A 13,260-nucleotide genomic window follows, 5' to 3' on the forward strand; every position below is an offset into this window, starting at 1 on the left:
CAACACCCCGCAGACCGTGGACTTACCAGTCCCTGAATTGCCCGTCACCCACACCAATGTCACGCCGCCAGCGTAGACATGACCACCCCGGGATAGTGCTGTGACCGCGCAGGTTCGCGGGGTTGCGACGATCACCGTGCCTTCGTACTGCGTGACCGGCTGCTTCTCCAGTTTGATACCGGCTGCGGCGAAGGCGCGCTCCGCATCTCGTGTCGAACGCGCGATGTCCGCGATCGCTCCAACGGAGTCGCTGCCGAGGAGATCCCGTCCGCTCTCCGTCACATCCACTCCTTGCGAAGCTGCGGCGATCATCGCCGCAGCCCTCTACATATCGCCTACGATCCTGACCCGCCAAGCTTCGTGCCTGAGAGCAGTCCAGTGGCTTCTCTCCCTATATGGCAGTCACGACTAGCCCGGCGATCCTAACGCGCCGCGCAGGCTCTTGAGCAGGGCTAGCGGGTACTCCTCAGCTGAAAGCGTTCGACTATCGTCAGCTCCTGACGAGATGGGATATGGGGCCGTCGCTGCCCATCTGCGCTGCACCCCGCCGGGGGCACTCTTCTGACCAGCAGCCCAGGCCTTGGCCTGGGCTTTCTCATTTCCGTTGCATCACGCCGTAGGCAGCCGAGAGCAGCCGTATGCAGCCGTAGGTCAATGATCGCGATACATGCTCGATATGATCTTGATGGCGTTTCCGCAGGTCAGTCCTCAAGATCTCGATATGGATAGGCTCCGATAGCGTGCAGCGACTTGCCCTATTCGATCTCGACAACACCCTCATCGACCTGGACGCCGCGTTCGCCGTCTGGGCGCGCGAGTTCGCGGAGGAGCACGGACTCGGCCGCAAAGGCAAGGAGTGGCTCATCTCCCTGGACCAGAATGGCGTACCCCATAGGGAGTTGTTCTTTACCAAGGTGCGCGACCGCTTCAAGCTGTCTGCGCCGGCGCCCAGGTTATGGAGCGAGTACCGCGCGCGGATGCCACATCTCGTTACGTGCCGCCCTGAGGTGATCGCTGCACTGTCCAGCCTGCGCCTGGAGGGATGGCGGGTTGGGATCATCACCAACGGCACCCCAGACAACCAGCTCGGGAAGATCAGTGAGACGGGACTGATAGACGTCGTCGACGGCTACGCCCTTTCCGGCGCCGAGGGCATTCGCAAGCCCGACCGCCAGCTCTTCAACATCGCCGCCCACCGTTGCGGGGCATCCTTGGGCGACGGCGGATGGATGGTCGGCGACAACCTCGAAGCGGACATCAAAGGCGGTTGCATGGCCGGGCTCCGCACAATCTGGATCAATAGACGCAGCGGCACCAGCCCGGCACTGGCAGATCACGTCGTCACAGACGTGTTGGAGGGCATTGCCCTCCTGCGTACATGAGAGCGGCCCCGATCATCGACCGGGGCCGCGGTGCCGCGCGTTACTACTCGTCGAGGGCTCTGTTGATCTTCTTGTTAACGGCCTCGCGCTGGCCGTCGAGGCACTTGGCGTAGGTGCGGTGTAGCACCTCAACGCTGTTGCCCGCCCGTTTCGCGACCTCAGGGGCAGCCACGCCGGCGTTCAGCCACAGTGACAAGGCAGCATGCCGCAGGTCGTACGGCCGTGCTGCCAGCAGGGACCGGACCTGCGCCTTGGTGAACGCCAGCTTCCGACTCCGCCTGACCGCGAGCCGAAACACAATCACGCCGGTGATGCGCGCCTACCCGACCGCGCAGCGGCGCGAAGCGTTCCTGACGCGGTTGCGGGCAGCGCGGCGCAATCGGTCGACGGAGGCAGAGCGGGCGGCCTCTCCGTGGCGAGCCGGGCGCCGGACTTGGGGTCTCAGTAGTCCTGACGAAACTTTCGTCGGATATGCCATTTACCTGCGACAATGAGGGTCAATGCCGGGGTTTTGAGATCGTTTCCGCTTCGTTCTGTTCCGGTTTGCCCGGTCTGGAGTGTGGTGACCCGTGACGGCGGGCCATTGTCACCGACTCGCCCTACTACTTGTCCGCCGCGTGTCAGGTGCGGATCGAGGTCGGTTCAAAGGGAAAGAACCTCCACTTGCCCTCGGAGACGACCTCGACAGTGCCGTCGACCACCTTGATGGCGGTGTCGTCATCGATCGCATACGCCGGACCTGGGATGAGGGCAGCCCACCTCTCCGCGTCGGCCATGGTGTTCTTCGGCAGCAGTTCGTGATCCACGTGCGGGAAGATCGAGAAGTCGACGATCCCCAGCGCGCTGTCGTCACCGGTGGGGGGCTTCCACTCGACGAAGTACTCCCCGATCCGCGGGGTCATCACCATGCTCCCGGCGCTCAGCCCCACCCACACCTTCTCGCCCAGCGACGGCAGCAGGTCCGCGAGACCGGACTGCCGCATCCAGTGGCACAGATACAGCGCGTCGCCGCCGTTCACCAGCAGCACATCCGCCTCTTCGACCCAGGGGACCCAACGCTCTGCACCGATGCTGGGCAGCGCGGTCAACTCCAGCACTCCCACGGACCCCCACCCCAGCCCGGACATGGGCAGCGGGGACTGTCCGGAGATGAACCGCCAGGGCCCGTCCGGACTGCTCATGGGGTGCCCGTATGCCGCGGTCGGGATGCACAGGGCGTTGGACTCGGCGATCGGCTTGTCCAGCAGATCGACCAGCGCGTTGTGGATGCTCAGATTCTTGACGCCCGCCGACGTGAGTAGCAGCTTCAAGACGCCTCCTGTTCGAGTGCGATGGAGCGGTGTGACTTGTAGACCTGAGATCACCGCGAGACTCATCGCTGTTGAACGGCCCAATTCCCGAAGCGTGCCCCGCCGCAGGTCAAGGGCATATCCGACGAAAGTTTCGTCAGGACTACGAAGACCCCGACTTACCGGCATGAACCGAACCTTGGCCTCTCTACGCCTCCGCCAGGGCCGATCACGATGCATTTCGGATGCGTGCTCGGTGGGTGCTCGGACGTCAAGAACTGGACGAGCACGAGGGCAGACGGGCCAGCCCGGGAATCAGCGGAGGCGCGGACGAAACGGCATGAATGAGCAATTTAGATCACAGGGCAAACCAGAACTAAACGGATGATCGTTAATCAAAATCAGCGGTTCTGGGCTGCCGGGCGCTCTCAGGGCAGAACCTGGGCAGGTGGAGAAACTAGCCTCCGTTGGGAGCCGGGGCGCGCAGTGCCTCATCATGTTCGAAGCTGCATCGCGTCGAAGGTCATGGAGTCTGATCGGTGGGGCGGGATCGTTCGTTCCGCTGTATCCGCCTGTACGGCGGTGCCGCACTAAGATCGCGTCTCGTGCCTTCGGAGAGTTTCTGGCGGATTGTCAGGATTGGCTTAGTCGGTCTGGTCCTTGCGGCGGCGGTCGCGGGCTTGGTGCTCGGCGACGCCTGGCTCTGGACGGCCGTCGAATGGTCGCCGCCAGCCCATGCAGAGTTCTACGCGCCCGGCGGGTTCGACAGCCCCACGACTGTGGCGCTGCTCGTGGCCGCCCTGGTGAAGGCCGCGCTCCTGTGGCTGATCCTGCGTGCCCCCGCGCCGGGACCGCTGGACCGCCGGGCAAAGGCGCTGCGGCGACTGCTGTATCTGGCGGTGGCGCACACCCTCGTGCTGTGGTACCCGATCGGGCTGCTTCCCGACGCGGTGGACGCGGCGTTCCAGCTCGCGCTGTGGACCGCGATCGACGTCCTCTACCTGCTCGTTATCCGCTGGCGGTCGCGCGTGCTGCGGGCGGCGGCCGCAGCGATGTTCGCGGTCGAGCTGGCCGGGATGGCCAACGAACTGCTCGACGAACTGAATCTCCCAGAGCTTGGCTCGGGCGACATCGTCGCACTGGTCTTGATGCTGAACGGAGTGGCGGCGACCATCATCACGGTTGTCGGGCAGCGGCGCGACGGCCGGTGGAGCCGCGGCACGCAGGCCGCCGGGTGGTTGTCGCTGGGTGTCTACGCGCTGGTGCTCCCGCTCAACGTTCTCTTCGGAAGGATCCCCAGCGCGAATCTGGCGATGCTGGTCATGGACGCGGTGGGGCTCGTCAGCACCGTGTGGATCGCGGCGACCGCCCGTGAACTGCCCGCTGAGCACCATCGGGCGGACCTTCCGTCCGCGCGGCGGCCCGTGATACGCGTCGCGGTGGCGGCCATGGCCGTACTGCCGATGATCGCGCTGATCCACCCGGAGCAGGCCGCGCACCTTACCTACACCGGCTGGTCGACTGACTGCTATGACCGGCCCAGCTTCGGCGACTTGAAACCTGCGGAACGCGACGCCGCGTTCCTGTGCCGGGCGCGGAGTAGAGAGGGCGGAGTCTCACCCATGTTCCCGGACAGCCTGTCGGACCAGGCGATCCTCGCGTACGGGCGGACGCTGTGCCGGTCCAAGGACCGCGACGAGCAGAAGGAGATTTTGACGCGGGCCGGGAGCGCGCGGCCCGCCTGGGGCGCGGACCCGTGGGACCTCGTCTACGTCTGCCCGGAGATCGTCGGCGCGACCCATCCCGAGCTGCTGCAGTCGGCCACGGATACGCAAGCGGCGAACGACGCCTACATCGCCGAGGGGAACGCGAAGTGCCGCGACCCGTGGCCGCGGATGAAGGGTGTCGTCCAGGCCACGGCTAAGTACTTCCTGTTCGTCGACGGCGATCCCGGCTATCTGGTCCACGACCCCGAAGACGAAGCGGTCGACGAGGCGGCGGAGCGGGCGATGGACAAGGTCTACGACGACAGGACCCTCATCGGGGTGAACGGCAGCGCGGTGCTCATCGGTCACGTCGCAGACATCGTTGATCTGTGCCTTACCGTGAAGGCCTTCCGTACGGCGCCGCCACAGCGGACAGCGGGATGGGATCAGGTCAACGAGGTGTCGATCGTCAGCCGCAGCGGCCAGCTCACGGTGCCGTACATGGGCGAGGGGGGAGAGGTGGGCGCGGGTGCCCCGATGCCGAACCTGGCGATCGGCGGGAAGGGCCGCTACCGGCTGCGTGTCTACGTGCGGGTCGACGATGGCGGGGAGGAGCAGCACCTGGTCGTCGTGTTCCCGGGTGCGTCGAGGAAGAGGCTCAAGCTGAAGTCGTGAGCGGTGGCCCGGGGGCTCCTTCTACGGGCGGCCCGGAGATAGCCACCGGGACAGGGCTTGCTTGGTCAGGTTGAGGGCCGCACCGCCGGGACGGCGCTTGACTGGCTGGACGCGCGCGGCGCGGTGTGGAAAGGCCAGCTGGCCTACGTCGCGATCGACATGTGCACGATCTTCGCTGCCGCACTGGTGCAGTTGGCCAACGCCATGGTGACCGAGGTGCGCCTTTTCATCAGGTCAGTAACGGGTTCCTGCTCGGTCGCGAGGGCTCGCCGAGCCAGGGTCGGGCGCGGATTTCAGGCCTCGCCAGGTGATCAACGACGTGCATGTTTACGAACATGCACGTCGGACGGGTACTTGGACGTCAACGACTGTGCGAGCAGGCCAGAGCGGGAATCAGTGGAGGCATGACGCCGGCGCCCTTGGTTGGGTCCTTCGCGGTGCATCGTCGCTCCAAGATCGGTGCGGAGCCAATCCTTGCTGCTGCCCTACTCCCGCGATACTCGCTGGAGGGTGGTCTCGTGCGTCAGTTAGGGTGAACAAAACGGATCATGGAGTAGATCAGCGGTAGATCACCCGGCTCGGGACCGGGAGGGCGCAGGTTCGAGTCCTGCCTCCATGTCGACGGCCTGACAAAGCCGGCCCTGAAGTAGATCAGCGGTAGATCACCCGGCTCTTACCCGGGAGGGCGCGAGTTCGATCCTCGCCTTCAGGTCTTCACGAGTCACATCATGGGGGTCGTTGTGTCGGACGAGCCGCGGTTCACGGCCTCGCCGGGGTACGCCTTCGGGCAGCTTCAGCGGGCGCTGGAAAAGGCCGTCTCCGAGGAAGACTCCCCGGCGCGAGAGCGGGCTGAAGCCAAGGTGGTGGCGTGGCGGGCGGTGCTGGACGGTATGCACACCGGCCAGCTGACGGTCGGCTCGCGCACGCCAGTCGCCGACACACCCGCGTGGGTGACGCTCGAAGTCGCGCACGGTGGATTCGCCACCGGCCGATATCTGGCCGAGGCGCCGCTTGGTGACGACGACGTCGCTCGCCTACGGGCGTTGCCGCAGAATGCGCCGGGGGAAACCAACCGCGAACGGCTCAACCTGTTCTCTCTCAGCGACACCGGCCAGGCAGAACTCTGCGCGGCTTTGGCATCGGGGAGCTATCGGATCGACGTTCCAGAGGATGCCGCCATGATGGTGGTCGCGTGGTTGCTCGATCGCGGGCACCATGCAGCGGCGCTCGATCTGGTGGTTCGCCTTCGGCCGTTGATGCACCGGTTACGGATGACTCCCCGGTTGGCGAAGGCCATCACACCATCCGCCGCGACAGTACGGCTCGCGCCGGTGGGAGAGATCAAGACGGCCCTGCGCTCGGCCACGGTCAACTCGAAGATCGCGACGATGCTGGAGACGCTCCGGATCTGGCTGCCGCTGTATGACCGGTTGGTGGCGCTGTGGTGTGACACCGTCGATGAGGATCTCCCGAACCTGTCCGACACCGGGACCGTGGAAGGCGGGTGGCCGTGCCGAGTGTGGCCGAGTGACTGGACACAGCGGCGCGGCCAGTGGCTCGCCGACTATCGGCGAGCGCGCGAGCAGCACACACTGGCCTCCGGCCACACCCATCCCAAGAGCAACTTCGACCGGCTGCACCGGGCGCTGGAGGCCTGCACGCACGACAGCCGCACCCTCTCGAGCCGCGAGGTCGGCTGGATCCGCCGCGCGCTGGCCAACACGGTCAGCAGACACGGCGCTCCGGGCTTGGAGGAACGCGCTGCTCTCCGCAGTGCGCAGGCCGTAGTGGCGGCCCGGCCGACCCACGCCTCACTGGCCGCCGTCCTGGCAGCGCGACTGGACCGCTATCCGGAGGACGGCGGCATCCCCGCGATCGAACCGCTCGCGGGAGAGACCACCGCGGACGAACTGCCGGAGGCGACCGGAGGCCATCCGATCCCGCCTCATCTGCTCGCCAAGGCCACCCGGGCGTTGGAAGCGCCGGTCGACGAACTCGTGGCCTGCGGCGTGATCACCTCCGGAGAGGTGCTGGCCCAGGTTCTGCCACAGATCACCGCGCACGTTCTCGCCGCGAACGTCGATGACGAGCAGCTTGCGGGACTCTACGCCCAGACCTACGGCGCGTTTCGGCGGCGCCGCAGTCTGCTGTTGCTCAACCTGGAACATCAGATCCGATTCGACGAACTGCCCTGGATCGGCGCGCTGCGCTCCTTCCACTCGCCTCGCCCCGATACCGCTCGTACCGCGCGGCGCACGTTGGAACAGACGACGATGCTGACGCTGAGCGCCTTTCCCCAGGCGATCCTGCCCAATCCGCTGGTCCGCGAGCTGGGCGCCCTGGCCAGGCAGGCTGATCTGCCGATGCCGCTGGTGGAGGAGGTGGCCGCCGACATCTTCATGGGCACGTTCACCGACAAATGGCGTGCGGCGGCCGAGATCACGAGCCGGACCATGGCGGGCACCTTGTATGCCCGCTACTACGACCTCCCTGATGCGGCCGCATGGGTGGCGCCATCGGAGCAGCGTGCCAGGCGTATCGGCAGGTGGGAGAAGCGAACCGCCGAAGATTTCGCCACCGCCTGCGCCGCACGCGCCAAAGAAGCCCAGACCGGACGCGCCAACAGCTACGTCGCGAGCAACGGCACCGTCCTGGAACAGAGCCAGATCCTGACCACCCACAACCTGGCCCTCCTCGTCGAGGCTCTCCACCTGCAGGATCGCCTGCGCGACCAGGGGCCCGACCTCGTCGACCGCACCTTTACGTGGATCGTGGCCCGCCAGGCCATGCGCATCTCGAATCACCGCGCCCGCCTGCAAATGATCAAGAATGTGGCGTACGCCTGGCGGCAAGCGATCTTCTATCTCAGCTTCTGCGACCAGCGCCAACAGCATGCCGCGGTGAACCGCCTACGCCAGCAGGTCGCTGATGCCGGCCTCAGCGACCGCTTCGGACCTGCTGTCGCGGGGCTCGCGCATGTCATCAACGGCGGGTACTTCGACAAAACCGGAACCGTCCGGGGCAGCCGCGGGCGGCGTTTTCTCGGCTGGACCACCGGCACGCACTGGTGCCTTCCCCTGAACGCATGATCCCTTGGCGTCCCAACCATGCCTGGCCTATCGAAGGCGCGAGAGGGCACCGCGTTCTTGCAGCGCGTGGATGTGTTCAGCAGCACGCCGGTGGCCTACCGAGCACACGGAATAATCTTGAGCGCGTTTGCCCAGGTCAAGACGAACCCCCAGCACACCCCCAATGGACGTAGGAACCACTCGCTCGTATCGATCACCAGCGTGAGCCGTGCCCGGTTAACCACACGGACGTGGGGATCTCATGACCGCCTGAGCGAAGCTCAGAAAGGCCGCCGGTTCACCTCGCCGTTCGGCCCCGGTCCAACAATCGGGGCCTTCTGCATGACGTTTCTCTCCACCCTGGACACCAAGGCGGCCCGCCGATGTGGTGGTGCGATCTGTCAGGTGTGAGCTCCCAAGATCGCCTCCTTGCGCGAGCGGGCCAGGCTTGGGGTACGGCGGTGCGAGCCGTACCCCTGACGGCTACTGGATGGGAACCTGGAGATCGCGGAAAGTGGCGATCTTGACCTTAAGAGACCTAGTGGCGTCGGGGAGGGCGAACAGACCCCAGAACTCACGGGTCTGGCCCGGGGCGAACTTCTCGGTGCTGATGCGTACGCCGGAGAGTCCGGTGCAGGCGCAGTAGTAGTCCGCGTCGTCGCCCGTCGGCACCTCCAGGCGGCCCGGCAGGTACTGGCGGTGGGCGGCGGTGTCGGTCAGCCGGACGTTGCTGGCGGCCTGGTACTTGTAGCTCTCCCAGTCCTGCGCGTGGTGCAGGTCGTTGTACGTGGTCTCGGCCGACCCCTCGTTGGTGACGGTGTACGTCAGGAGGCCGATCCCACCCGGCAGCCGTCGCAGGCCGGTGATCTCCATGGCGATCGGCTGGCCCTCGGCCTCGCCCGTGGCCTTGAGCTCGCCCGCCTCGGGCGAGAGCGTCTGCACGACGTCCCCGGCCGGATCTGCCTGCTTGGGCGTGGGCTTGGCGAAGGTGACGGTCACGCGGCGGTTGCGGCGCTTACCTTCGTCGGTGTCGTTGCTGTACAGGGGGCGGCGCGAGCCGTACCCGCGAGCCTGGAAGCGCACGCCGTCACGGGTCAGCAACGCCGTCAGGGCGCGCTGCACCGCCTGGGCGCGGCGCTGCGACAGCGGGTCGTTGATGGTGTCGTTGCCGGAGGAATCGGCGTGACCTTCCACCTTGACCACCGCGGCGGGCGATGCGTCGATGAGCTTGGCCGTACGGGCCAGCACTGCCTTGGCCCTGGGGGTGAGCGTGGCCTCGTTCACCGCGAACAGCACGTCGGAGGAGAGGTTGACCTGCAGGTCCTTGCCGTCGTCGGCGGTTTCCTCCGACTTGTCCAACGACTCGGAAGGCAGCACGAGGCGGCGAGCGACCGGGGTGACGGGCTCGGCGTCGGGATCGGGGAAGTCACCCGCGGGCGGTTCGTCACTGATGGGCACATTCAGCATGGGCGGGCCCACCGGGGTGACGACCGTGGTGGTGGAGGGATTTCCCGACGGAGCGGGCAGCACCGCGTACACGGTGATCGACCGGCCGGGCTCGACGAAGTAGCCGAGATCGTCGCGCTCCTGGTCGCTGCACAGGCAGGGTGAGCCGTTCGGCTTGTACGGCAGGAGCCACACGCGGGCCGCCGCGTCCAGGACGCCGATACCCGACGCCCACAGGATCCGGCCGAGCGGGCGGGTGTCGTCGCCTATCTCGCCGGTCCACGGCAGGTCCTTGGTGCCGGTGTTGGACAGGCGGATCTGGACGACCAGATGTTTGCCCTTGACCCGGTTGAGCCCGACGACCTCGAGCTTGAGGTTCTCGGTCATGGTGCTACGGGTCTCGGCCAGGGCCGGGCGGGTGTCCTCGGCCGGCGCCGTGGTGGCCGGATCGCTGGAGGCGGGTGCGCTGGGGGTCGAGGCGCTGGAGGATGGCGAGGGCTCGGACGACGGGGGTAAGGCCTGCCTCTTCGGCAGCACCCCACATCCGGTCGCTGCGATGGTGAGGGCGGCTGCCAGGGCCAGGATCCGGTTGGGCATGGCAGAGATTGCGCCAGGCCCGAAATGCGGGAAGACCATCAGCCGCACGCACCGGCGATGACGGCGGTGGCTTCGACCTCCACCAGTTGGTCGATCAGCGACGCGCCCGCTCCCTCCAGCGCCGTCACGAGATTGCACATCATCTGGTGGGTCTGGCCCGCGTAGTCGCCGACCGCGACAGTCTCGCCGTCGAGATCGAGCGGGCAGGCGCCCGCCACCCAGATGGAGCGCACGGGCGCGTCAGCGATCGCGGCGTAGGCATAATCCACCTTCTGCGTAAGCCGATCGTTGCGGATCAATCTGACACCGTTACTCAAGGCAGGCTCCTCAGGGCTATGACCTCACACAACTTCTAGCGCGAAGACCATTTTGTAAGCATATGCATATAATCTATATGTGCATATTGTTGTTTGTCAACAAGTACCTACAGCGGGGTGCTCTCGCTGGCTGCGATCCTGCCCTTCATCCACGGTCTCGAGGAGATCGCCAAGTACGGCGGGCCCGGATACCAGTGAGTGGGGTTCCCGGCCCACTCCCCTGAGCTCAGGCTCCCCGCGAGTCGACCCAGCCGGCCTGGACAATCGTGACGGAGTTCCAGACGGTGCCCGGCTCGAAGCCCTGCTGGAAACCGCCGGGTTTGACCACGACGCTCTCCCGCGCCAGAGCCGCGCCGCTGTCCTCGTCGATGATCAACTGATCCTGCAGCACACCCTTGTCGCCCATCTGGGTCAGCGAATCGGTCTCGATGGCGACAGCCGTACCAGATCGGCCCTGAGCGTCGGTGACCTCCCCCGCAGTCGTCACCGAAGGCAGGTCGGCCAGCATACGGAAGGCCGCGGCGCGGACCTTGGCGCTGACCGGCATGTCGGTGATCAGCCCGGCGGTGGTCTGGAACAGCCAGGCGTCCTGTCCCATGGACCGGTCGGACTCGGTGTCGTGGCCCTTGTAGTACTGCAGCAACCACTTCTTCAGCGCGGACGGGGCATCGGGCAGGTTCCGCAGGTCGGCCATGGTGACGCTGCGGCCCAGCCAGAAGATCTCCTCCCCCGCGAGATGGCCCGAGGAGGGCTTGCCTGCCTCGGTGGGCAGGGTGACCTTCCCCTTGCCGGGCACCTCCACTTCGATCTTCTGTGGCGCTCCCACTTCCTCCCACTTCGCGCGGTCGGCATCGGAGGCCGGCTTCACACCGAGCGACTGGGTACGGCTCCACTGACCGCGTGCGGAGACCCAGCTCTGGATGCGGGTCCCCTGGGTCACGAAATATCCGGTAGCGGCCTTGGTCAGGGTTTGCTGCACGGATTCGATGTGCCAGTAGGCCCCCGAGCTCGGCGGCTGCTTCTCCGCCGAGGTCGCAGCGACCAGGAGCACCTGCTGGGCAGAAAGCTCGACCGGCGCATGCTTGACGGTGGTGGAGGAGGCCGAGGGCGCGCGGGGATTCACCCCGCCGCCCAACGTGCCGCTGACCACCGCAACAGCGGTTACGGCGGCCACGGCTCCGGCCAGACCCAGTACCCACACAGGGCGACGGGTCCTCCTGCGCACCGGCACGCCCTGGGACATGGCGTAAGCCAGCTCAGCCTGCCTGGTGCGCTCGTCCACAGACAAGTCGGCCAAGTGGGCGGGCTGGGCGGCCCGAAGTTCGTCGATCGGGTTCAAGACGGCTCCCTGGACAGGTCGAACCGGGACATGGCGGCAGCGACGGGCTCCATCTCCTGCTGGAGTCGCTTGCGCGCCCGGTGCAGGCGTACTCGGAAGGCAGGCACGGAACAGCCGACGACCCCGGCCGCATCGCGCGGGGAAAGCCCCTGCCAGGCGACCAGCATGAGCAGCTCCCGCTCGTCCTGGGTGAGCCTGGCCATAGCCTTCAGGACTCCCAGCCGCTCGGCCACCTGCTCGGCGACGTCGCCCGACACCCACTCGCGCAACTCCTGGTTGAGCCCCTCGCGGCGGGCCTCCTCCCTGATGTTCTCGCGGAGGACGTTCCTGGCGATCCCCAGCAGGTACGGCAGCGCGTTCGCGGGCATCTCGTGGAACTTGCGCCAGGCGATGGCGAACGTCTCGCTGACCACCTCGTCCGCCACCTGCCGCCCCGCACGGCTGACCACGTAGGCCCAGACCCGCTGTCGGTGTTGGTCGTACATGGTGGTGAACCGCTGTCGATCGTGCGTCACCGCCTCAGCTCCTCATGTCCCGGATACGGACTGACAATAGGAAGTGGTTGGAGGCGACCATAAATTACAGACGAGTTCTTGATCGCGGGCGGCGTGAGCCGCACATGACGACTCTTTCGTGTCCTCGCAGGTCCTGGCGATGCGCTCGAAGATTGTGCTGGGGTGCGCGGATGGCAAGGACAACCAGCAGATCCCCGCGGAGTTGCGGGGTGCACCCGGACACGGTCTCCAAATGGCGTTCCCGGTTCCTGCGATTGCGGCTGGAGGGGTCGACGAGCCCCGGCCGGGCCGGCCGCCATCGATCACACGGACCAGGTCGAGGAGGTGGTGGTGGCCACGCTGGAGGAGACGCCCAGGAATGCCACGCACTGGTCGCGGGCTTCGATGGCCAAGCGCAGCGGCTTGTCCAAGTCGACGATTGGGCGGATCTGGCGCGATTCGAGTTCAAGCCGCACCGGGCCGACACCTTCAAGCTGTCGGCCGACCGTTGTTCATCGAGAAGGTCGTCGATGTCGTGGGCCTGTATCACAACCCGCCAGAGCGGGCGGTGGTGCTGTACGTGGATGAGAAGTCCCAGATCCAAAGCGCTGGATCGCTCCCAGCCGGTGTTACCGATGATGCCCGGGATGCCCGAACGGCGCATGCATGACTATGTCCGAACGGGAGCACCAGCCTGTTCGCCGCCTTCAACATCGAAGACGGCACCGTCATCGGCCAGCTGCACCGCCATCACCGCGCCGCCGAGTTCAGAAAGTTCCTGGCCACGATCGACAAGACGGTCCCGGCCGCGTTGGACATCCATCTGATCTGCGACAACTACGGCACCCACAGGATGCGGTCATGCTGCCGCGCCGCTTCCGTGCTCGGGCCTTGGGCCTGCGCTTCGGACCGGCCTGCCATCGAGCAGCTCATGCGGTCCGCTCCTC

At 66.4% G+C, this 13,260-nt stretch carries 13 protein-coding genes and 2 tRNA genes; 6 read left to right on the forward strand and 9 right to left on the reverse strand.

Annotation, left to right across the window (positions count from 1 at the left end):
* Nucleotides 1–312 (reverse strand): hypothetical protein (locus tag KIK09_RS48190; protein WP_214326304.1); only part of this gene is annotated, 312 nt, incomplete at its 3' end.
* A 428-nt stretch (nucleotides 313–740) separates the two neighbouring features.
* Here KIK09_RS48190 and KIK09_RS48195 point away from each other — a divergent pair.
* Nucleotides 741–1,382: an HAD family hydrolase gene (locus KIK09_RS48195; RefSeq protein WP_214326305.1), complete on the forward strand. Its 642-nt coding sequence runs from the start codon at nucleotides 741–743 to the stop codon at nucleotides 1,380–1,382.
* Between the two features lie 43 nt (nucleotides 1,383–1,425).
* Here KIK09_RS48195 and KIK09_RS48200 read toward each other — a convergent pair whose 3' ends face one another.
* Nucleotides 1,426–1,686, reverse strand: a complete 261-nt coding sequence (locus KIK09_RS48200) for a site-specific integrase (protein WP_214326306.1) — start codon at nucleotides 1,684–1,686, stop codon at nucleotides 1,426–1,428.
* 316 nt (nucleotides 1,687–2,002) lie between these two features.
* A complete protein-coding gene (locus KIK09_RS48205) occupies nucleotides 2,003–2,692 on the reverse strand; it encodes a Type 1 glutamine amidotransferase-like domain-containing protein (RefSeq protein ID WP_214326307.1) in 690 nt (229 codons plus the stop codon).
* A gap of 518 nt (nucleotides 2,693–3,210) precedes the next feature.
* On the opposite strand from KIK09_RS48205, the gene KIK09_RS48210 reads away from it, so the two are divergent.
* From KIK09_RS48210 to KIK09_RS48225, 4 genes are all read left to right on the forward strand, one after another.
* Complete coding sequence (locus KIK09_RS48210) at nucleotides 3,211–5,052, forward strand: DUF2339 domain-containing protein (RefSeq protein ID WP_214326308.1); 1,842 nt, start codon at nucleotides 3,211–3,213, stop codon at nucleotides 5,050–5,052.
* A 547-nt stretch (nucleotides 5,053–5,599) separates the two neighbouring features.
* Nucleotides 5,600–5,671 (forward strand) — tRNA-Pro (locus KIK09_RS48215).
* A 21-nt stretch (nucleotides 5,672–5,692) separates the two neighbouring features.
* Nucleotides 5,693–5,764: transfer RNA gene (locus tag KIK09_RS48220), tRNA-Lys, on the forward strand.
* 16 nt (nucleotides 5,765–5,780) lie between these two features.
* A complete protein-coding gene (locus KIK09_RS48225; RefSeq protein WP_214326309.1) occupies nucleotides 5,781–8,141 on the forward strand; it encodes a hypothetical protein in 2,361 nt (786 codons plus the stop codon).
* Nucleotides 8,142–8,603: 462 nt separating this feature from the next.
* On the opposite strand, the gene KIK09_RS48230 is transcribed toward KIK09_RS48225, so the two are convergent.
* From KIK09_RS48230 to KIK09_RS60845, 5 genes are all read right to left on the reverse strand, one after another.
* Nucleotides 8,604–10,163 (reverse strand): OmpA family protein, encoded by a 1,560-nt coding sequence (locus KIK09_RS48230; protein ID WP_214326310.1) that lies wholly within the window; start codon nucleotides 10,161–10,163, stop codon nucleotides 8,604–8,606.
* Between the two features lie 38 nt (nucleotides 10,164–10,201).
* Complete coding sequence (locus KIK09_RS48235) at nucleotides 10,202–10,462, reverse strand: hypothetical protein (protein WP_214326311.1); 261 nt, start codon at nucleotides 10,460–10,462, stop codon at nucleotides 10,202–10,204.
* Nucleotides 10,463–10,706: 244 nt separating this feature from the next.
* Complete coding sequence (locus KIK09_RS48240; protein ID WP_214326312.1) at nucleotides 10,707–11,819, reverse strand: CU044_5270 family protein; 1,113 nt, start codon at nucleotides 11,817–11,819, stop codon at nucleotides 10,707–10,709.
* A complete protein-coding gene (locus tag KIK09_RS48245) occupies nucleotides 11,816–12,334 on the reverse strand; it encodes an RNA polymerase sigma factor (RefSeq protein ID WP_308164744.1) in 519 nt (172 codons plus the stop codon). Before KIK09_RS48245 ends, KIK09_RS48240 begins: the two co-directional genes overlap by 4 nt.
* Before the next feature lie 302 nt (nucleotides 12,335–12,636).
* Nucleotides 12,637–12,789: a hypothetical protein gene (locus tag KIK09_RS60845; RefSeq protein ID WP_372455793.1), complete on the reverse strand. Its 153-nt coding sequence runs from the start codon at nucleotides 12,787–12,789 to the stop codon at nucleotides 12,637–12,639.
* A 32-nt stretch (nucleotides 12,790–12,821) separates the two neighbouring features.
* Here KIK09_RS60845 and KIK09_RS60850 point away from each other — a divergent pair, with 32 nt between their 5' ends.
* Nucleotides 12,822–12,983, forward strand: coding sequence for a hypothetical protein (locus KIK09_RS60850; protein WP_372455794.1), 162 nt, complete (start codon nucleotides 12,822–12,824; stop codon nucleotides 12,981–12,983).
* On the opposite strand, the gene KIK09_RS60855 is transcribed toward KIK09_RS60850, so the two are convergent.
* Nucleotides 12,984–13,136 carry a hypothetical protein gene (locus KIK09_RS60855; protein ID WP_372455795.1) on the reverse strand — a complete coding sequence of 51 codons (153 nt, stop codon included), beginning with the start codon at nucleotides 13,134–13,136 and terminating at the stop codon, nucleotides 12,984–12,986.
* Between the last annotated feature and the right edge of the window lie 124 nt (nucleotides 13,137–13,260).

The sequence above is a fragment of the Nonomuraea sediminis genome (assembly GCF_018531495.1).
Classification (GTDB): Bacteria; Actinomycetota; Actinomycetes; order Streptosporangiales; family Streptosporangiaceae; genus Nonomuraea; species Nonomuraea sediminis.